The sequence below is a fragment of the Hymenobacter sp. FMD4 genome (assembly GCF_058932745.1).
The window spans coordinates 1-19,644 of sequence record NZ_JBZYWH010000007.1; the positions used below are offsets into that span (position 1 = coordinate 1).

General features: G+C 57.5%; 16 protein-coding genes. 7 read left to right on the plus strand and 9 right to left on the minus strand.

Annotation, left to right across the window (positions count from 1 at the left end; all coding sequences use genetic code 11):
- The 5 genes from AC5FXY_RS08935 to AC5FXY_RS08955 all read right to left on the minus strand — a co-directional run.
- Positions 1-642 (minus strand): sterol desaturase family protein (locus AC5FXY_RS08935; RefSeq protein ID WP_493556319.1); only part of this gene is annotated, 642 nt, incomplete at its 3' end.
- 67 nt (positions 643-709) lie between these two features.
- Positions 710-1,258, minus strand: a complete 549-nt coding sequence (locus AC5FXY_RS08940; RefSeq protein ID WP_493556320.1) for a shikimate kinase — start codon at positions 1,256-1,258, stop codon at positions 710-712.
- 48 nt (positions 1,259-1,306) lie between these two features.
- On the minus strand, positions 1,307-2,368 hold the full coding sequence (locus tag AC5FXY_RS08945; RefSeq protein ID WP_493556321.1) for an ABC transporter permease: 1,062 nt from the start codon (positions 2,366-2,368) through the stop codon (positions 1,307-1,309).
- Between the two features lie 135 nt (positions 2,369-2,503).
- The gene (locus AC5FXY_RS08950) at positions 2,504-3,610 is read right to left on the minus strand and encodes a BT_3928 family protein (RefSeq protein ID WP_493556322.1); all 1,107 of its coding nucleotides are present in this window, start codon (positions 3,608-3,610) and stop codon (positions 2,504-2,506) included.
- Between the two features lie 226 nt (positions 3,611-3,836).
- Entirely contained in the window at positions 3,837-4,388 is a 552-nt protein-coding gene (locus AC5FXY_RS08955) for a DUF1599 domain-containing protein (protein ID WP_493556323.1), read from the minus strand.
- 136 nt (positions 4,389-4,524) lie between these two features.
- Here AC5FXY_RS08955 and folP point away from each other — a divergent pair, with 136 nt between their 5' ends.
- From folP to AC5FXY_RS08975, 4 genes are all read left to right on the plus strand, one after another.
- Positions 4,525-5,403 carry a dihydropteroate synthase gene (gene folP, locus AC5FXY_RS08960; RefSeq protein ID WP_493556324.1) on the plus strand — a complete coding sequence of 293 codons (879 nt, stop codon included), beginning with the start codon at positions 4,525-4,527 and terminating at the stop codon, positions 5,401-5,403.
- Between the two features lie 48 nt (positions 5,404-5,451).
- Positions 5,452-6,258 carry a diadenylate cyclase CdaA gene (gene cdaA / locus AC5FXY_RS08965; RefSeq protein WP_493556463.1) on the plus strand — a complete coding sequence of 269 codons (807 nt, stop codon included), beginning with the start codon at positions 5,452-5,454 and terminating at the stop codon, positions 6,256-6,258.
- A 300-nt stretch (positions 6,259-6,558) separates the two neighbouring features.
- Complete coding sequence (gene paaZ / locus AC5FXY_RS08970; protein ID WP_493556325.1) at positions 6,559-8,610, plus strand: phenylacetic acid degradation bifunctional protein PaaZ; 2,052 nt, start codon at positions 6,559-6,561, stop codon at positions 8,608-8,610.
- A 158-nt stretch (positions 8,611-8,768) separates the two neighbouring features.
- Positions 8,769-9,548 (plus strand): enoyl-CoA hydratase/isomerase family protein, encoded by a 780-nt coding sequence (locus AC5FXY_RS08975; RefSeq protein WP_493556326.1) that lies wholly within the window; start codon positions 8,769-8,771, stop codon positions 9,546-9,548.
- Between the two features lie 89 nt (positions 9,549-9,637).
- Here the strand turns inward: AC5FXY_RS08975 and AC5FXY_RS08980 are convergent, their stop codons facing one another.
- Entirely contained in the window at positions 9,638-10,876 is a 1,239-nt protein-coding gene (locus AC5FXY_RS08980) for an exo-beta-N-acetylmuramidase NamZ family protein (RefSeq protein ID WP_493556327.1), read from the minus strand.
- Between the two features lie 568 nt (positions 10,877-11,444).
- Between AC5FXY_RS08980 and AC5FXY_RS08985 the strand changes: the two genes are divergently transcribed.
- Entirely contained in the window at positions 11,445-12,668 is a 1,224-nt protein-coding gene (locus tag AC5FXY_RS08985; RefSeq protein WP_493556328.1) for a T9SS type A sorting domain-containing protein, read from the plus strand.
- 1,158 nt (positions 12,669-13,826) lie between these two features.
- Positions 13,827-14,276, plus strand: coding sequence for a T9SS type A sorting domain-containing protein (locus AC5FXY_RS08990; RefSeq protein WP_493556464.1), 450 nt, complete (start codon positions 13,827-13,829; stop codon positions 14,274-14,276).
- Between the two features lie 68 nt (positions 14,277-14,344).
- Here AC5FXY_RS08990 and AC5FXY_RS08995 read toward each other — a convergent pair whose 3' ends face one another.
- On the minus strand, positions 14,345-15,028 hold the full coding sequence (locus AC5FXY_RS08995; protein WP_493556329.1) for a DUF4386 domain-containing protein: 684 nt from the start codon (positions 15,026-15,028) through the stop codon (positions 14,345-14,347).
- Positions 15,029-15,973: 945 nt separating this feature from the next.
- On the opposite strand from AC5FXY_RS08995, the gene AC5FXY_RS09000 reads away from it, so the two are divergent.
- Entirely contained in the window at positions 15,974-16,693 is a 720-nt protein-coding gene (locus tag AC5FXY_RS09000; RefSeq protein ID WP_493556330.1) for a T9SS type A sorting domain-containing protein, read from the plus strand.
- A 79-nt stretch (positions 16,694-16,772) separates the two neighbouring features.
- On the opposite strand, the gene kbl is transcribed toward AC5FXY_RS09000, so the two are convergent.
- Together kbl and AC5FXY_RS09010 are read right to left on the minus strand one after the other, a co-directional pair.
- Positions 16,773-18,020 (minus strand): glycine C-acetyltransferase, encoded by a 1,248-nt coding sequence (kbl, locus tag AC5FXY_RS09005; protein ID WP_493556331.1) that lies wholly within the window; start codon positions 18,018-18,020, stop codon positions 16,773-16,775.
- Positions 18,021-18,224: 204 nt separating this feature from the next.
- Positions 18,225-19,622, minus strand: coding sequence for a S41 family peptidase (locus AC5FXY_RS09010; protein ID WP_493556332.1), 1,398 nt, complete (start codon positions 19,620-19,622; stop codon positions 18,225-18,227).
- Positions 19,623-19,644 lie beyond the last annotated feature (22 nt).

Consider the following 19,644-nt stretch of genomic DNA (forward strand, 5'->3'; position numbering starts at 1 on the left):
GCTCCGTTTTTCAGGCATTGTCCCGATGATGTGGTCCCACAGCGTGGTCGACACGCCAAAGGCAACTTCATCCTGCCGGTAGTGATGCTGCGCGTGGTGGTGCCACCAGAACTTCAGAAAGTTTTTCGGTGGGGCGTACACGTGAATGGCATAGTGCACAAAGAGGTACAGCGCGTAGCCAAACACGAATCCGGCCAGGATACCGAAACCAGCATTGCCGAAAATAAAGCGGAACAGGAAAAACAGCAGCGAGGTCACAAATACCGTCACGATAGGCGGCATGGCCAAGCGGGTTTTATCCTTTGGAAACTCGTGGTGCACACCGTGCATGGTGTACTGAAACTTAGCACGCTGCGGGGTGCTGGGCTTGATGTGGTACAGGTAGCGGTGCATCACGTACTCCACCAGCGTAAAGGCAAACCAACCGGCTAGAAACAGCCCGAAGGCCGACAGTCCGGTTAGCAGTCCTTGGCTCAGGCTGTAGTAGAGGCTAATGGCAGCTACCGAGAAGAAAATAGAGAGGGGCGCAGCAATGTGCGTGTGCGTCAAACGCTCCAGCACGGGGTTCTCAAACAATTGCGCCGAACCTTTGTGCTTGGGCTTGTGGAGTTGGCCCGACGCAGGAGCAGCCTTTTGTTCCATGGTAGTAGAGAGAAGATGTGGGGCAAAAGTAGCCACGAACGCCTTAACGGCGGACCTACTATAATGTTTAAGCTGACCGCAGATAACGTGCCAGCAGTGCTTGCACTGCTTCCACCGTGCAGGCCGGAGGCGCACAACGCAGTGAAGCTACGGCATAAAACCGGCTTCTATCGGCCAATGTTTCGTGCAGTCGCTGCCGCAGTGCGGCGGTATCGGGCAAGGTTGCCAGCAGGGGGCGCGAGGCAACTGCGTGCTGTAGCCGGGCCACCAATTCATCCACCGGCACGTCCAGCCACAGCGCCACACCGTGCTCATTAAGATACGCTGCATTCCCGTGAAAACAAGGCGTACCGCCGCCAGTGGCCAATACTAACCGCTCGTGTTCGGCTACCACGGCCCGTAAAGTGGCCGCCTCCAGTTCCCGAAAATAAGCTTCCCCCTCCTGTGCAAACACCTCGGGAATGCTTCGTCCCTCGCGTTGCACGATTTCGTCATCCAGGTCCCGAAACGGCAGGCTATAGAGTGCCGCCAGGGCCCGACCTAAAGTAGTTTTGCCGGCGCCGGGCATACCTACCAAAAATAAACGGGGGGGATGCGACAAAGCTTCGTTATTCATGGCGTTTTGTCAGCTTGAGAATGCAAAACCCAGCTTGCCGGGGAACGGCTAGCCCAGTTTCACACGCGGGTCAAGCACGGCATAGAGCACATCCACGCCAATGTTGATGACCACAAACAGAAAAGCCACGAACAGAGTGGCACCCATCACCACCGGAAAATCCAGGTTTTCAACGGCGCGCAGCGTCACTGTACCCAGGCCTTTCCAGTTGAAGATGTACTCAATAAAAAACGCACCAGCCATCAGCGAAGCCAACCAGCCCGATACAGCCGTTACCACCGGGTTCAGGGCATTTTGCAGGGCGTGATGCCACACTGTGCGGTTCTTTGATACGCCCTTGGCCCGAGCTGTGCGCACAAAATCCTGCGACAGCACATCCAGCATGGAGCTGCGCGTGAGCTGCACAATCACGGCCAGCGGCCGGATGCCCAGCGCAAACGCCGGCAACACCAGGTTGCGCAGCACCACGTGCGACTCGGCCGTGAACGGATCGGTTTCAAACAGTTGCCCCGTCAGGCTTAGGCCTGTGTAGCGGCTCCAGTAAAAGCCGAACGTCATAGCAATCAGAATACCGGCTACAAACGACGGCACCGAAATACCCAGCACCGACACCGTCAGCAGGGTGCGGTCGAGCCAGGTGTGCGCCCGTAGCGCTGCCACAATGCCGAAGGCAATGCCCAGCACCGCCGCCAGCAGCATGGCGGCCAGCGCCAGCCACAACGTACCACTGAAGTGGTCGAGCAGAATGTCAAGCACGTCCTTGTTGGACTGAAACGAGCGGCGCAGGTAGGGTTTTTTGAGCACCACAGCCCGCTCGCCTCCCAGGGGCAGCAGCGTTACGCCGCCGTAGCGCGCCACGGAGGCAGAGTCGCGGGGGTGCACGCCCACCGGCGACACATCATTCAGATAACCAGCCAGCTGCATGGGCAAGGGCTGATCCAAGCCCAGATCGGCGGCAATAGCGGCGCGGGTAGCCACGTCGCTGCGCTGGCCAGCCAGCAACGCTACCGGGTCGCCAGGCAATACCTGGAACAACACAAATACCGTAAGGGCCACGCCGGCCAGAATCAGCAGGCCATGCAGCAGACGACGCAGAATAAACAGCAGCATACCGTTTCTATCGTTGTCATCCTGAGCAAAGCGAAGGACCTAACCCCGCCCGAACAACCAGCACTGGGTGGTTACGATCCGCCGTGGCAGGGTCCTTCGCTTTGCTCAGGATGACATTCTTATTACTCGCTTCCCTTACAACGACTCCTCCAGCTTTTCGCGGTCCGGAATATCGTGGTAGTGGAATTTGTTTTTCACCACGCCGTTTTGCAGCACCATGAAGCCGGGGTTTGAGCGAATCATGGACTTGAGCACCGTGGCATCGGCAAAGTAGTATTTGCCCGAGAGGTTCACTTCGTGACGGAACACGTCGAACTCCTGCCGGCTGCTGCTGGTGATGATCATCGTCTTGATGTTCTTTCCCGACGAGTCGGCTGCCGCCAGCGTTTGGTTGATCAACTGAAACCGGTCGCGGTCGGCCTTATCCGTATTCTGGATGATGAGCAGCAGCTTGTTGCCCTTGAGTACTTCCTTGGTTACGTCTTCGCCCTCGGGCGTGCTCACGCTGAAGTCGGTGATGACGGGCTTGGATTTCTCCGGGTTCAGCACCACCATTTCTTTAAAGCGCCAGGTGGTATCGGTGGGGTATTCGGGAAACTCCTGTGTCTGCCCGTTCCGCTCCATCACGTACTTGTACTTTGCCTGCTCCTGGGGCTGCATCAGCTTGCCAATGTCGTTGCCGACTTTGTAGGGCAGGAAATCGAAGTACGGCAGGTGGCCCAGCGCATACACCCCGATGCCCACGGCTACGGCTGTGGCAAACGTCAGGTACATGGCGCCCAGCGTGCCTTTGGCAAACACCCGGCGCAGGTAACGCTGATTAAAAAACACCACCGCCCACAGCGCCAGCAGGAACAGGTCCTTGAAGAAAGAGGTCCAGGGCGTGAGCTTGATGAAGTCGCCGAAGCAGCCGCAGTCGGTGACTTTATTAAATGCGGCCGAATAGAATGTCAGGAAGCCGAAGAATACCAGCAGCCCAAACAGGCACCAGAGCGTGAAGCGCAGGTTCCAGCGCAGCAGCAGGGCCACACCCAGCACCACCTCCAGGGAGCTGAGCGTCAAGCTCAGGGCTCGCGCCATGCCTTTAAAGGCCAGGAAGAATGAGCCTAAATCGGTGGCAAATACTTCAAAGTATTCTTCCAGCTTGTAAGCCGTACCGATGGGGTCGTTGAGCTTCACGAGCCCCGAAAAGATGAACAACGCGCCGAGCAGCAGCCAGCAAAGTCGGACAAACGTACGCATGGGTGGATCTGTGGGGGAAGCCGCTGAACTAGCACCAGGCCAGCGGCACGCTAAGTACTGAACACAAAGAACGTCATGCGAAGCGAAGTCGAAGCATCCCGCCCGCTTTGCCGAATAGAAAAAATACTATCCGGCCTCGGCGGTAGAGATGCTTGCCCAACGGCGACCTTTCGGCTCGCCAAGCTCAGCATGACGCTTGAAGTTTGCGCGTGTAACGGCCGGCTGACTACGCTTGTTCCACCGCCCCGCGCAGGATCAGCGCAAACACGGCGTAATTCAGCATATCGCGGTAGTTGGCCTCTACGCCCTCCGAAGCCAGCGTGCGGCCCTGCAGGTCTTCGATCTGCTTGGTGCGGTGCAGCTTCATCAGGATAATATCGGTGATGCTCGATACGCGCATCTGCCGCCAGGCCTCACCGTAATCGTGATTCTTGGCGAACAGCAAGCGGCGGTTTTCGGCAATTTCCTCGTCGTAGGTAGCAGCCACGGCCTCGGTGTCGAGGTCTTGCGGCGCATCGGCCGGCAGGTGCAGCTGCATCAGGGCAATGACGCAGTAGTTGATGATGGCCACGAACTCGTCGTCGATGGGGTCCTGCACCAGCTGCGCGCCCTTCTCCTGGATGGAGCGGATGCGCTGGGCCTTGATGTAAATCTGGTCCGTGATGCTGGGCAAGCGCAGGATGCGCCACGCCGTGCCGTAGTCGTGAGTCTTGGCCAGAAACAGCTTCCGGCAGCGCTCGATTACGCGGTCGTACTGGAGCTGGGTTTGGTCGTTCAACGTCAAAAAGCTATTTTTAGGGGGAGTGCTTGGGCCTTTGAGCCTAGTGCTTAGGCCGTTACTAGTCTAGCCCGCACGGGTTGCGTGATTTTCAGCTTCCTAAGCACCAAGCACCGGGCTCAACGCACAAGAAAACATGGCCAGCCTGGTTGCGCAAGATACGCTATTTCGGGTGAGGCAGACATTGCGCTGCCCCGGCGGCCGTGTGCTCGATTTGAGCCGCCCGCAGGTAATGGGCATCCTGAACCTGACGCCCGATTCGTTTTTCGCCGACAGCCGCATTTCGGGCACCGACGCCGTACTGCGCCAAGCCGATCAGATGCTCCAAGCCGGGGCCGCGGTGCTGGACGTGGGCGGTTACTCCTCCCGCCCCGGCGCCGACGACGTGCCCATGGACGAGGAACGCCAGCGCGTGTTGCCGGCCATCGAGGCCCTACGCCGGCACTTCCCCGAAGCCTTTATTTCCGTCGATACTTTCCGGGCTGAGGTGGCGGAACAAGCGGTACAAGCCGGCGCCGACATCATCAACGACATCAGCGGCGGGCAGCTGGATGAGGCAATGTTTGCAACCGTAGCACGTTTGCAGGTGCCTTATATTCTGATGCACATGCGCGGCACGCCGCAAACCATGACCCAGCTCACCCAGTACGATGACCTGCTACTGGAGCTCATCCGCTACTTCCGCGACCGACTCACGGCCCTGCGCACCCTCTGGCCCGGCACCGACGTGGTACTGGACCCGGGTATGGGTTTTGCCAAGACGCCGCAGCAAGGGTACGAGCTGCTGAAACGCCTGCCCGAGTTGCACACCGCACTGGATTTGCCACTGTTGGTAGGACTTTCCCGTAAAACCCTCGTATGGAAAACCCTGGGGCTGACGCCGGCGGCGGCTCTTCCCGGCACCATTGCGCTCAACACGCTGGCCGTGCTGGGCGGAGCACATATACTGCGGGTACATGATGTGGCGGAGGCAGTGCAGACCGTACGATTGATTGACAACACTTTAAGCTCGTAACCAACCGTGTTCAACCCCGTTTCCATCGGCTTCCTGCGCATTGGCTGGATGGACGTCGTCGACGTGCTGTTGGTCACGTTGCTCTTTTATCAGATTTACAAGCTGCTGACCGGTTCGGTCGCGCTGCGTATTTTCCTCGGCTTCCTGTCGGTGTACCTGGTATACCTGGTGGTGAAGGCCGCGGGCATGGAGCTGCTGACGTCCATTCTGGGGCAGTTTATGAGCGTGGGCGTACTGGCGGGCATCATCCTCTTTCAGCAGGAAATCCGGCGCTTTTTGCTGAACATCGGCAAGGCTACTTCGCTTGACCGGGTGCGCATGTTTCCGTGGCGCCGCGAGGCAGCGCAGCCGCGCATGAGCGTGACGCCCTTCGTGGAAGCGGCCAAGAGCCTGTCGGGCAAGAACACCGGGGCGCTCATCGCCTTCCAGCAAGCCTCCGACCTGAAATTCTACGCCGAAAGCGGCGACTTGCTCGATGCCACCGTGAGCAAGCGCCTGCTTATGAGTATTTTCAACAAGACCTCTCCGCTGCACGACGGCGCGGTCATCATCGCCAATGGCCGCATCAAAGCCGCCCGCTGCATCCTGCCCGTAAGCGAAAGCCCCGATGTGCCAGCCGCTCTTGGGCTGCGCCACCGCGCCGCCATCGGCCTCTCGGAAGTGACCGATGCACTGGTGCTGGTAGTGAGCGAAGAAACCGGGCAGATGTCCTTGGTACGCGGCGGCGAGGTGTATCGCAACCTCTCCGCAGCCGATCTGCGCGCCAAGCTCAACGAATTCCTGTTCGACGGGGCCCCGCGGCCTTCCACTACTTCGTCGTCTTCGGCCCGTTCCGCAGCGGAAGTAGCGGCGTAATTAGGTTAGCATTCAGAACCTACCAGCCCCGCTTCGGTTGAGGCCATCTTGCCGGTTGTCTTCTGCCTGAACGCGTAGCGCAGGACTGTCCCGCAGGGCGGCACAATGGCCTTGCCACCTTCAAGCCGTCATTGTTTTGACAAGCCCCTGTCGGCTCGCCCTACATCGGCTCTGACCGTGCGCCATTTCTGGCCCTGCTGCTGGGCAGCCCGCAGGTTTAAACCGAGAAGTTGCGGATATTTCCGCTCCAATTTCTGTTGTTGGCTGTAAGCCAATAACCCTTGCTCCCGCTAATTCCCTATGACTCCCACCCTCGAAAACTACGCCCTGGGCCGCTGGATGCCTGGCTCGGGCAACAAGCAGGAACTGTACGACGCCTCAACGGGCGAAGTAGTAGCCATTGCCGACGGCGAAGGCCTGGACTTCGCGGCCATGCTCGACTACGGGCGCCGCGTGGGCAACCCAGCCCTGCGCAAAATGACCTTCCACGAACGCGGCCGCATGATCAAGGCCCTGGCGTTCTACCTCATGGAGCGCAAGGAGCAGTTCTACACGCTCAGCTACCGCTCCGGCGCCACCCGCGCCGACTCCTGGATTGACATCGAAGGCGGCATCGGCAACCTGTTTGCCAACGCTTCGTTACGCCGCAAATTCCCCGATAAGCCGTTCTATGTCGACGGCGAGCCGATCGGCCTGTCGAAGGGCGGCTCGTTTATGGCCCAGCACATCATGGTGCCCCGTGAAGGCGTGGCCGTGCACATCAACGCCTACAACTTCCCCATTTGGGGCATGCTGGAGAAGATTGCCGTAAACCTGCTGGCGGGCATGCCGGCCATCGTGAAGCCGGCCGTACCCACGGCTTATCTTACAGAAGCCGTCGTGCGCGAAATCATTGCTTCCGGCATTTTGCCTGAGGGCGCGCTGCAACTGGTGGTAGGATCCGGCATTGGCATTCTCGACCACGTCAACTATCAGGACGTCGTCACCTTCACCGGCTCGGCCGAAACCGGCCGCAAGCTGAAGGCGCATCCGCGCATCATCGAAGAGGCCGTGCCTTTCAACCTGGAGGCCGACTCGCTCAACGCTGCCGTGCTCGGCCCCGACGCTGTGCCGGGCACCCCAGAGTTTGACCTTTTCATCAAGGAGGTGCGCAAGGAAATGACGGCCAAAGCTGGGCAGAAATGCACCGCCATCCGCCGCGCCATCGTGCCCGAAAACCTGGTGGAGGACGTGCAAATTGCCTTGGGCAAGGCCCTGGCTCAAACCACCGTTGGGCACCCGCAGGCCGAAGGCGTGCGCATGGGTGCACTCGCCGGCCGCGAACAGCTGCAGCGCCTGCGTGAAAAGGTGCAGCAGCTAGCCAAAAACACGCCCATTGTGTACGGCGACCTGGAAAACGTACAGGTGATTGGGGCCGACAGCAAAACCGGTGCGTTTATCTCGCCCATCGTACTGCTCAATTCCGACCCGTTCCGCTTCACCGATTCGCACGAAGTGGAGGCCTTCGGCCCCGTCACCACGCTCATGCCTTATAAGGATGTCGACGACGCGGTGAAGCTGGCCAACATGGGCAAAGGCTCCCTAGTGTGTTCCGTGGCTACCAACGACCCCGGCGTGGCGCAGGAGTTTGTGCTGGGCGCGGCCACGCACCACGGCCGCATTCTGGTGCTGAACCAGGAAGTAGCCAAGGAAAGCACCGGCCACGGTTCTCCCATGCCCCTGCTCATCCACGGTGGCCCCGGCCGGGCCGGCGGCGGGCAAGAAATGGGCGGCATGCGCGGCGTGGAGCACTTCATGCAGCGCGTAGCGGTGCAAGGTTCCCCCACCATGCTCACGGCCATTACCAGCGTGTACCAGCAAGGTGCCAAGCAGTTTGAGCGCGACAAGCACCCCTTCCAGCACTTCTTCGAGGAGTTGGAAATCGGTCAGACTTACACCACGCACCGCCACACCGTGACGGAGGCCGACATCACGGCCTTCGCGCAGGTATCGGGCGACAACTTTTACGCCCACGTCGATGCGACTTCGTTGGAAGGCACGCTCTTCACCGGCCGCGTGGCGCACGGCTACTACATCCTCTCGAAGGCGGCTGGTATGTTCGTAGACCCGCGCAAGGGCCCGGTGCTGCTTAACTACGGCCTCGACGAATGCCGCTTCACCAAGCCGGTGTACCCCGGCATGACCATCGGCGTGCAGCTGACAGTGAAGGAAAAGATCGGCCAAGAGAAGCGCGACGAAACCGACGTAGCCAAAGGCATCGTGCGCTGGCTGGTGCAGGTGACCGACGAAACCGGTGAAACGGTAGCCGTGGCCACCATCCTGACCATGGTGAAGAAAAAGAACCAGGAATAAGCAGCACCATTCATCCTCTAACTCATCTGTCATCCTGAATACAGCGCAGCGGAGTGAAGGACCTTTTCACGCAAGAACGGCCGACGTGAGGCATGTTACCACCTAGCATTAGAAGGTCCTTCGGCTGCGCCTCAGGATGACAGTTCTTTTTTCAGTACATGAGCACCACTGATACCCTAGCCGCTGGCAAAGTTGAAACCACGACCGACGCCCAAGGCATTGCTACCATTTCCTTTTTTCACCCCTCGCACAACTCTCTGCCCGGCGCGCTGCTGACGCAACTGGCTGAAACCATCACCGCCGTTGGGCAGGCTGATTCCACGAAGGTCATCATCCTGCGCAGCGAGGGCGAAAAGACCTTTTGCGCTGGTGCCTCCTTCGATGAGCTAATGGCCATCGATAACGAGGCGCAGGGCCTGGAGTTTTTTTCCGGCTTCGCCAAGGTGATTAACGCCTGCCGCACCTGTCCCAAAGTCATCATTGGGCGCGTGCAGGGCAAAGCCATCGGCGGCGGCGTGGGCGTAGCCGCTTCCACCGATTACTGCTTTGCCACGGCACAGGCTTCGGTGAAGCTGAGTGAGCTGGTGGTAGGCATCGGCCCCTTTGTGGTCGGGCCGGCGGTAGAACGCAAGCTGGGCACCTCGGCTTACGCGCAGCTGGCGCTGGACGCGGGTGAGTTCCGCTCCGCCGCCTGGGCCCGCGACCGGGGTCTTTACGCCGAGGTATTTGACACTACCGAAGAAATGGACCAAGCCGTGGCTGCCTTCGCTGCCAAGCTTGCTGCTTACAACCCCGAGGCATTGGCCGAGCTAAAGCAGGTATTCTGGCAGGGTACCGAGCACTGGGGCCAATTACTGGTAGAACGGGCCGGCATCAGCGGCCGCTTGGTGCTGTCGGACTTCACCCGGCAAGCCATCAGCCGATTTAAAAACCGGTAAATAAGTTAAACCAAAAGGCCCGCTGGAATTCCAGCGGGCCTTTTGGTTTGGCATGTGTGGGGTAAGAAATGCCGGGTAGGTGCCCCGCCTTATCGGTAGAGCAAATACTTCTGCCGCATCTGCTTGTACTGCGACAAGCCCGGCTCCCAGGAATCCTGAATCTGCTTGGCGGTTTTGCCGGCCACTATCTGGTTTTTGAAATCATTGGTGCCAGCCAAGCCGTTGATGTTACCGATTTCCTTGCTCTGGGTTCTGTCGAAGAACCGCTCCTTGTCCGGATAAGCGTTGTACAGGGTAATCATCCAGTCCAAGTTGATGCGCTTGGTTTTGCGCAGCTGACTGACGTCATACTTCCGCAGGTCCAGCCCATAACACACTTGGTTCATGTGCAGCGGAGTTTCGCTCATGCCTGGAATGCTGACCGGCGTGTACGAAAAGGGAAACTTGCCCTTCAGGGCGGGGCTGCCGAGGATGGTAAAGGGAAACTGCGTGCCGCGGCCGTGATTCAGCACCGTGCCTTCAAACAGGCAAGTCGAAGGGTATAGCAGGATGCTCTGCTGGGTATTCAGGTTAGGCGAAGGCTTCACCGGCAGCACGTACTCCATGTCGTGCTGGTAGTTCTTGACGGGGATGACCTTGAGCTTGCAGGTGCGGTCCTCGGGCAGCCACTTCTCGCCGTTGATCATCTGGGCGAATTCAGCAATGGTGACGCCATGCGCAATGGGAATGGGAAACTGCCCGATGCCGGACTTTAGCTGCATGTCCAGCACGGGGCCGTCCACGAGGTAGCCGTTGGGGTTGGGTCGGTCCAGAACGAGCAGTTCTTTGTTGTTTTCAGCGCAGGCATCCATCACATCCCGCAGCACGTTGATGTAAGTGTAGAACCGGCACCCAACATCCTGGATATCGAAAATCATCACGTCCACATCGGCCAGGTCTTCTGCGGACGGTTTGCGCTTTTTACCGTACAGGGAAATGACGGGAATACCCGTGGCCGGGTCTTTCTCGTCCCCGACTTTGGCCCCGGCGCTGGCATTGCCCCGAAAGCCGTGCTCCGGCCCGAAGATCCGGACGATGTTCACCCCCCTGGCCGACAGGCTATCCACCAAGTGCTTCTTGCCGATAACGGTCGTCGGGTTGGCCAGGATGGCGACGCGCTTGTTTTGGAGGTAGGCGACGTAGGCCTCGGTTTGATCGGCTCCGGTGACGATACCGCTCTTGCCCGCTTCACTTGCCGGCACATTGTGTGCGACTGTGGTACGGGTGGTGAGCGTGCTAGATGCAGCGCCGGCTATTAGGAGCACGGGCATCAAATAATAGAGTTTCATAGCACCGGCAAGTTTGGTTACTGTGGCGGGGAGTGGCCGTTGAAATTAGCGTTTATCTGCGTTGGGCAGCTAATAAACTGTAGCGGACCCAGGCGCTTTTTCTGCCACGCATCTGGAGCAATACACACGTCAGCGGAGTTCGAAATTTGGAGGAACGAAATAGCACCCATCCTTCGCGTTGTCGGTGCGTAGAAGTCCACCTTTTAGCCGGTTATCGGATGGCTGCAACATTAGCCTGCTCGCCAGCAAGGCCTACTGAAATTTTGGGCGGGCCTTGCTGCTAGAGTAAAAGCTTCAGAATAGAGTGGCTCGACCACTTGGTTAATCAGCCAATTGATAAGCTGCTGTTTTTAAATGTTCTATCCTATTTCCATACTTTCGAAAAGTCGCAGCTGATTATGTGCTCTGATTTTACTCTTACCATTCTGATCTTATGACAAAAACATTAATCGCTTTGCTAGCCATTGCTGCGTGCACCTTAGCTCCTGCCTATTCTCAAACAAACTGGGTAGCCCCTGCCGGCACGCCGACGTATCCACCATCCGGACTCGCTACTCCCAGTGCGTCCATGAATGTAACCTCGCCTCAAGCCAATGTACTCTGGGGCTTCGGGCGCCAAGCAGCCCAAAACGGGCCAGGCAGCAGATCCGATTGGTACCATATCATCCATACCACGGACAACGGGCAAACCTGGCAGAGCGCGTACAACACGCCCCTTGTCAATGCTATTGTATCCCTCTCTCCCTTGCAAGATCAAACGGCATGGGTACTGCTGAACGACGGAACCCTTACGCGTACCACCACCGGCATCAATGGGTTTGCGCCCGTTGGGACTGTACCCACTGGCGTTAGAGGCATTCACTTTTTCTCGGCTACAGTTGGGGTAGCTTACCCGCAATCGGCTGCCGCAGGTGCCACTACCTGGCCCATCTACCGCACCACTGACGCAGGTGTAACGTGGACACCCATACCAAATCCGCCGACTTTTGCGGCCACGGGCAGCCTGGCCTTCATCGGTCAGCAAGGCATGGGCAGTCACTTGTGGATAAGCACTTCTTCCGACCAGGCCAACCTAGCAAACGGGGTATTACTGCGTACCGCGGATCAAGGGCTGACCTGGACCACAGCACCCAACGTAGGGCGCGTAGCCTTCGAGGATGCCCAGCGTGGCCTTGCCAATTATACCATGGCGGGACAGCCCGTACTGCAGCGCACCACCGACGGAGGTATTACCTGGGTACCCGTTAGCTACGCGGGCACCATTGGCTTCCTGCCAATGACCGCTGTGGCGGGTATCCCAGGCGCTTACTTGAGCTACAGATATACCTACTCGGGGGCGCCATACGAAGTGACGGGCACCACATACATCAGCTATGACCGGGGCACCAACTGGCGGGTATTAGAAACCAGCACTAGCTACAGCGTGAAGCCCAATCTGGCATTTACCGGGCCAAGCCAGTTCTGGGCTGGAAGCGCCGTTCAGACCGGCGGCCAGCCAATGGTAGTCCGCTATGCCGGCCCGGCACTGCCCACCATAAAGCCAAAACAACTGGCTTTGGTAACAGCCTACCCCAACCCCACGCAGAGCACCGTGACGCTCGCCGGTGAACTACCATCCCAAGCCGGTAGCGTGCGCGTTTACGATGCTGCTGGTCGCTTGCATCAGGAAACCAATGTATCTACAACGGTGCGTACTGTTGATTTGTCGCGGCGGCCTGCTGGCCTTTATCAGCTTGTGCTTACTTCCCCTACCGGGCACACCCAAACCATACGCGTGCACAAGCTGCAGTAATAATTACCTTCTAATGCTCTTGCCCGATGTAATAATCAGCAAGTCTAGAAGTTACCATAGGCCCTTATATGGCACTTGAGTGCTGACTCTAGACGTGGTTTTACGCGTTTGTCTAATGTTAAGTCAAGAAACAAGCTCCTATAAGTATTTCAATTAGTTCCGTAGACTTACCCCTGATTTGTGTAAGTGCCATTGATACGCTTCAAGATGAAGAAATTGTTACTATGCTGGTTGACCTTAATCAACTTAGCCCTACATTCTGCTTGGGCCCAGTCTCCGTGGGTGATACAGCCCGGAACACCTTCTTATAATTACCAAGGAGGTGATATATCATATATGGTTTCACCACAAGCAAATGCTTTATGGGGCACTACGTGGGAGTGGTTTGGGGGGCCCGGAATGGACTATTATTCAAGAGTCTTTAGCACTGCTGACAACGGCCAAACTTGGTCAGTATCTCCCACTACCAGCTATTCCTACTACAGGAACGTAGCGCGAGGAGTCAGTGTGCTAGATGTATCTGCACTAGATGGGCAGACTGCCTGGATGCTGCGGCACGACCACAACACAGGGGTCAGAACTTTATTGAAAACTACTTCAGGAGCGAGTGGCTTTGTTGCAGTAAGCGCTGCCCCTGGTTTATCTCGTATTCACTTTTTCTCCTCTACCACAGGAATTGCTGTTGGGCAGCGACTTGCGGGCGAAGCGTCCTGGCCTCTTTACCGAACTACAGACGGAGGGCTTAATTGGACCCCAATACCAAACGCCTTTGGCTTATTAAGCGACAATTCACAAGCGCTTAATTATGTACTAGAAAAGCCCAGTTTGGGCAACATTCTATGGCTTAAAACCAATGACCAAATGCTGTTGCGCACAGTTGATGAAGGCCTGACTTGGACGGCAACTGCCAACGTAACGGTAAGAGACCTTACATTCGAAAATGCTCTAAATGGGCTAGCCTACTCTGCGAATTTGGTTGGCAATCAGTATGTCTATTCCCTACGCAGGACCGCAGATGGGGGGATTTCGTGGAACCCTATTGTCCAAAGTAGCTCATCAAGATACGAATCCATAGCTGCAGTAGCTGGAATGCCTGGCACATACATTAGCTATAGGCCAAACTCGTATGTAGGCCCATCCAACTTGGCAAACGGTACGATGGCCATCAGCTACGACAGAGGAGATACTTGGCAAACCTTACATAGCAATTTTAGGTCAGGCGTTATTAAAAAGCTGGTAGCATCCATACCCGGCCAAGTGTGGGCCGGCCCCAGTTTTGCTGGCTCAAGCGACCCAACTTATGCTTATAATGCGGTAGCTATCCGTTACGTTGGTACCGCATTACCTACAAGGTCTTCTACCAAATCAGCTCCCCCCCTGGTTGCTTATCCCAATCCGACCAAAGGCCAGTTTCAACTGGAAGGAGAGTTGCGGCAAGCAGAGCAACTCCACATTTACGACACCGCTGGGCGCCTATGCTACCAGGCCACAGTCACCAATACGCAACGTACGGTTGACCTGACCAATCAGCCAGCGGGCCTTTATCACTTAGTACTGACATCTAACAAAGCCGGTGCGCGGCGCCTATTGATTCATCTACAGCATTAAGAGCCGCACACTAACACAAAGGCCCGTCGGAACTCCGGCGGGCCTTTTTGCTGCAATTGAGTTTTGAATTATGCCAGCACCCGCGGCACCGTCGTGACTTCCCGCCACTTATCTACATCCACGCCTTTGATCATAAGCCAAATAGCCAAGAGGGTTTCGGCGAAAAACGGCGGCAGCATAATGAATGGGAACAGCGCATCGGCCACCTGCGGCGCAACGATCAGCGCGAAGCTATTGATGATGTAGCACAGGCCCGCTACTTGCATCAGCAGCCCCAGCACCCGGGGCAAATAATGGGAATGGATAATCAGGTAGCCCCATAGCAGGCAGGTCAGGCCGAAGAAGATGAGGCCAATGCCAAAGCCGTAGCCGTGCGCCCGGATGAATACATAAGCCAATGCCTCCCGTTGCTCCGGCGCCAAGCCAGTGAGGTACGGCGCGTCGCCCAACAGAAACAGCGGCATCAGCAGATTCAACTTATTCAACGCCAATACGGCGGTTTGGACCACGTTGGAGACCAGCGCCATGCGGGCCAGGGTCTTGCTGATGGGCTTCAGTAACGAATAGAGGATAATCATCACTACCACGTCGAGCACGTGCATGAGCAGGTCACCCGCAATGCCGGCCTGCCAAAGCAGCTTCGACTCCATTATTCGCCGGGCGGTGGCGGCGGCGTCGCCCGAGACTACGAGCGTATTGCGAACGAATGTCTCCCCCAATAGGCCGGCTACAATGATGATGAGATAAGCCATGCCCCCCACCCGGGCGTACCTATTTGGCGACGTGCCAAGCGCAACATCAAACATCGATTCTTTTATATATTTTTTAAATATATTGATTCTCGAAGTGATAGGTTAGACTTACTGAATGGCCCAGGGAAATACCAGCAGCGCCTGATCATAACCAAGCCTAATGGTAGGATCATGAGTGTGCCAAGTCGCTTCTACTGGCAGGAGTATATTTAATTTCTAATCTTTCGAAAGCCGTCGCCCTTTCTTCCTGTACCGATGAAAAGAACGTTAACTCTCATAGCTTTTGGCGCTATAGGTATACAACAGGTTTGGGGGCAGGCGCCTTGGGTGCAACCACCTGGCGTCCCCACCTACTTTCCGGCCGTTGGAATGAGTATAGGACCTGATATAACCAGGCCCATTATCCCGCGAAGGAACGTACTATGGGGTCATATAACTCAAATAGACCAACTGGGGCCGGGCGGACGCAGCTACCGGTACAAAATTTTTTGCACCACCGATAATGGGCAAACCTGGCAACAAACGTACACGGCGGACCCCAGTCCTACTCCTGCGCAACTCGGAGCTGTTCGAGACTTAACCGCGGTTGACGCCCAGCACGCGTGGGCGTTGAGCGGTTCTAATACTTTATGGCGCACCACTACCGGCCTGAGCGGTTTGGCTCCTCTGCCCAACCCGTTGCCAGCCTCCTTCAGAATCATCCATTTTTTTACTCCAACAGTGGGTATTGCCGTTGCAGTCCCCGGTTACCTCTCTACTAGCTGGCCCATATACAGAACCACCGACGGCGGGCTCACTTGGGCTTTGGCTTCGAACCTGCCCGCTGGTATTCCTAGCACCGGTTTAAATTACTTTGGGGATACTTATTCCATAGCGGGCAGGCCAAGCAACAGTGTATGGATAACTGCTTTTGTCAGTAGTGACCGTTATCCATACACTACCCCTGTGTTGCTGCGTACGGCAGATGCCGGCCTTACTTGGAGCGCGGTTGCCAATGTTGACCGCGTCAGCTTTGAAGACGAGTCTAACGGATTGTCCTATTATTACACCACATCAGGCACCCAAAACGTGCTTCACCTGACTCGCACAACGGATGGTGGCGCTACCTGGAGCCCGGTCAGTCCGACCGGTCTCACGGGTTATGTGAGCTCGATGACGGCGGTGGTTGACCGCCCTGGCACTTATCTGATTTACAGCCGTTCTCCTACATCAACCAGCAACTTTTTGGGCACGATGTTCATTAGCGAAGACCACGGCAACAGTTGGCGAATCACGAATGCCAACATCCAAACCAGCGGAGGAGTGGCGCATCTGGCTGGAACTTCGGATCAGATGTGGGCTAGTATGTCTGGCTCCTCGTCTAACCACCCCGTGCTTTTGCGTTACGCCGGTACGGCCCTGGCTGCCAGGAAAGGAAGCAAGTCAAATTGGAACATCGGAGCCTACCCCAATCCCTCTAGCGGCGTAGTGCAACTGGAGGGCTCACTGCCCAAAGAAGTAGAGGTGCAGGTGTATGACGCGGCAGGGCGCTTGTGCCTGCAAAGTAAGGCATCGAATACAAGGCGCACCGTAGACTTGTCGCAGCACCCTGATGGCCTCTACCACTTGGTATTAACCGGAACCAACGGAGAAACCTCAAGTTTGCGCGTAAGCAAGAGCCACTAGTAGCTACTGCCCCGGACAGCACAACAAAGCCCCACCGAAGCTTCGGTGGGGCTTTGTTTTTTTGAAGAGTCCCTCAGTTTCACGGCGTGTTCTGCACCACCTGGCCAGCCTCCGGCTGGGCGGCGCTCCGGTCCTTTAGCGTGCCCATCTCGCGGCCTACTTCAATGAAGGCCTGTATGGCCTTGTCGATGTGGGCGCGGGTGTGCGCAGCCGAAAGCTGTACGCGGATGCGGGCCTGGCCTTTGGGCACCACGGGGAAGTAGAAGCCTACCACGTAAATGCCCTTGTCGAGCATTTTGGCGGCGAATTCCTGGGCCAGCTTGGCATCGTAAAGCATAACGGGCACGATGGGGTGCTCACCGGGCTTGATATCGAAGCCGGCGGCGGTCATCTGCTCGCGGAAGTACTTGGTGTTTTCCTCCAGTTGGTCGCGCAGCTGGGTGCTTTCGGTGAGCAGGTCGAGCACGCGGATGGAGGCGCCCACGATGGCCGGGGCCAGCGTGTTGGAGAACAGGTAAGGCCGGCTGCGCTGGCGCAGCATGTCGATGATTTCTTTGCGACCCGAGGTGAAGCCGCCCATGGCGCCGCCGAGGGCTTTGCCCAGCGTGCCGGTGATGATGTCCACGCGGCCCATCACGTTGCGGTACTCGTGGGTGCCGCGGCCGGTTTTGCCGAGGAAGCCCATACTGTGGCACTCGTCAATCATGACCAGTGCCTGGTACTTATCGGCCAGGTCGCAGATTTTGTCGAGCTGCGCGATGGTGCCGTCCATGGAAAACGAGCCGTCCGTCACGATGATGCGGTGGCGGGTACCCTTGGCCTGGGCGTCCTGGAGCTGCTTCTCCAGGTCCGCCATATCGTTGTGGTTGTAGCGGTAGCGCTGGGCTTTGCACAGGCGCACGCCGTCGATGATGGAGGCGTGATTAAGGGCGTCGCTGATGATGGCGTCCTGCTCGTTGAACAAGGGCTCAAAAACCCCGCCGTTGGCGTCGAAAGCGGCGGCGTAAAGGATGGTGTCCTCGGTGCCCAGGAACTCGGCCAGCTTGCGCTCCAGCTCCTTGTGAATATCCTGGGTGCCGCAGATAAAGCGCACCGACGACATGCCGTAGCCGTGCGTATCGATGGCTTCTTTGGCGGCTTCAATTACGGCCGGGTGCGAGGAAAGACCCAGGTAGTTATTGGCGCAAAAGTTCAGCACCTCGCCGGCCTCATCGGTTTCGATTTCGGCGCCCTGCGGGCTGGTGATGATGCGCTCCTTTTTATAAAGACCGGCTTCTTTAATTTCCTGCAGCTGCTGCTGAAGGTCGGGCTGGAGAGTGGTGTACATGTCGTGGGAATCTTGGGAATCGGTAGACGAAGGTACGGCCGCCGCGCGGGAAGGTGACGGCTCTACCCAAAGCTAAAAGGAAAACCTCATCCTCTTTCCCTTAGAATCTAGTGCTAGAGCAAAAGCTAGCTCCCCTCCTCAGATGAGAAGGGGAGCTAATTCTAACCGTGCTCCGCGACCTTAGCCGCTGCGTTCAGTCTCTGATTACTTCTTGATCAACGTATTCAGCACATAATCCATGCTGGATCCGGGAGCCACTTTTACATCGGGCGCTACGCCTACCAAGTCCAGGCGCTTGCCGTCGGCAGTGTAATAGTCAGCAGTCGGAACGCGTAGCACAAACGGCGCGGGCAGTGGGAACCGGTCCCCGCTGAGCATGGCGCCGGCGGTGTTTTCGCCTACCACCACCACGCGCTTGTTGTGCTGGTAGCTGTACACCAGCGGTTCGCAGGCGCTGGCAGTTTCTTTATCCACCAGCAGGTACACCTTGCCTTTAAACGCCTGCGGGTCGGGCGGGGCAATCAACGAAAGGCCTTTGTACCGGTGCATGGCCTCTTGAATACCCGCGTAGCTGGCTTCGGAGAACGGCTGCAGTTTTTTGTACTCGGCCTGCGTGGGCGGCACCGGGGAATGCTCAAACCAACCGCGCGTGACGATGGCGCCCAGATACACCGTGTCGGGCGACAGGTACCGGGCCAGGGGCATCACCGCCTCGATGGAGCCGCCCTGATTGTTGCGCAGGTCAATGATCAGGTGTTGGTAAGGCTTAGCCTTGAGCAGGCTCACCACGCTGTCCATTTCCGTGTTGGTACCATCAAACGAGCGTACCTGCAGGTAAGCCGTTTGGGGAGATATTTCCCGTAGCGCCACATTGCTTGCCGATGCTTTCGTTGCCGCAGCCGCGGTTGAGGCTCCTTTTCCCGGCGCCGGGGCCACGGAAGGCCGGCGGGAGGACAAGTCGTAGTGACTGAACGGAAGCCGCGCCGCGCTGAGCGTGTACACAATCTTGAGCTGGTAATCATCCAGGATGGTGCGGCCCTGGCGGCGGATTTGCTTTTTGAAAGCAGTCCACGGCGCCTGCTGCAGCAAGTGCGGGTTGTAGATCTTGCTTTCCGTCACGTGGATGGCCGAGTCGATTATCGCGGCGTAGTTCCGCAGCGGTTTTTTGCGGGCCAGTCGGACGCCTTGCAGAGGCGTTTTGGCCTTGCCATCGGGGGTGATAAAGCCTTGGAAGGTGCCACGGTGGATAGTGGCGTGGAAGCGCCGCTTGGTGTACACCGACTGAAAGCTGCCGTCCAGGATCAGGCTGTCGCCGCTGGTCTTGGACTGCCCTTCGATGTAAACCAAGCTGCCGTTGATGGTTTTGTTGGCCAGGTGGTCTTTGTTATCCGCCGCCTCTTGCGCAAACGGCTTCAGCACATCTTTTTGCGAGTACAGCTGGAACGAGCCCCGGTCGACCCGCAAGGTCCACAGGTTCAGGTCGCCCGAGGCGGCGTTGGTTACCTGCCAAAAGGACTCGGCCGGCAAGGCCTGGGCTTGGGCAGGCGTGGTGGTGGCACTGCCAAACCAAGCCAGGATCGGGAGGATGAATACTTTGTTCATGGCGCGTCGGGGGGAGTGATGT

Excerpts from the sequence above, each read along its gene's own strand:
- AC5FXY_RS08995 (WP_493556329.1), bottom strand. The coding sequence starts at position 15,028 with ATGGCTTATCTCATCATCATTGTAGCCGGCCTATTGGGGGAGACATTC.
- paaZ (WP_493556325.1), top strand. The coding sequence starts at position 6,559 with ATGACTCCCACCCTCGAAAACTACGCCCTGGGCCGCTGGATGCCTGGC.
- AC5FXY_RS08990 (WP_493556464.1), top strand. The coding sequence starts at position 13,827 with ATGGCCATCAGCTACGACAGAGGAGATACTTGGCAAACCTTACATAGC.
- AC5FXY_RS08940 (WP_493556320.1), bottom strand. The coding sequence starts at position 1,258 with ATGAATAACGAAGCTTTGTCGCATCCCCCCCGTTTATTTTTGGTAGGT.
- AC5FXY_RS09010 (WP_493556332.1), bottom strand. The coding sequence starts at position 19,622 with ATGAACAAAGTATTCATCCTCCCGATCCTGGCTTGGTTTGGCAGTGCC.
- cdaA (WP_493556463.1), top strand. The coding sequence starts at position 5,452 with ATGGACGTCGTCGACGTGCTGTTGGTCACGTTGCTCTTTTATCAGATT.
- AC5FXY_RS08975 (WP_493556326.1), top strand. The coding sequence starts at position 8,769 with ATGAGCACCACTGATACCCTAGCCGCTGGCAAAGTTGAAACCACGACC.
- AC5FXY_RS08945 (WP_493556321.1), bottom strand. The coding sequence starts at position 2,368 with ATGCTGCTGTTTATTCTGCGTCGTCTGCTGCATGGCCTGCTGATTCTG.
- AC5FXY_RS08950 (WP_493556322.1), bottom strand. The coding sequence starts at position 3,610 with ATGCGTACGTTTGTCCGACTTTGCTGGCTGCTGCTCGGCGCGTTGTTC.
- AC5FXY_RS08985 (WP_493556328.1), top strand. The coding sequence starts at position 11,445 with ATGAATGTAACCTCGCCTCAAGCCAATGTACTCTGGGGCTTCGGGCGC.
- folP (WP_493556324.1), top strand. The coding sequence starts at position 4,525 with ATGGCCAGCCTGGTTGCGCAAGATACGCTATTTCGGGTGAGGCAGACA.
- kbl (WP_493556331.1), bottom strand. The coding sequence starts at position 18,020 with ATGTACACCACTCTCCAGCCCGACCTTCAGCAGCAGCTGCAGGAAATT.
- AC5FXY_RS08980 (WP_493556327.1), bottom strand. The coding sequence starts at position 10,876 with ATGAAACTCTATTATTTGATGCCCGTGCTCCTAATAGCCGGCGCTGCA.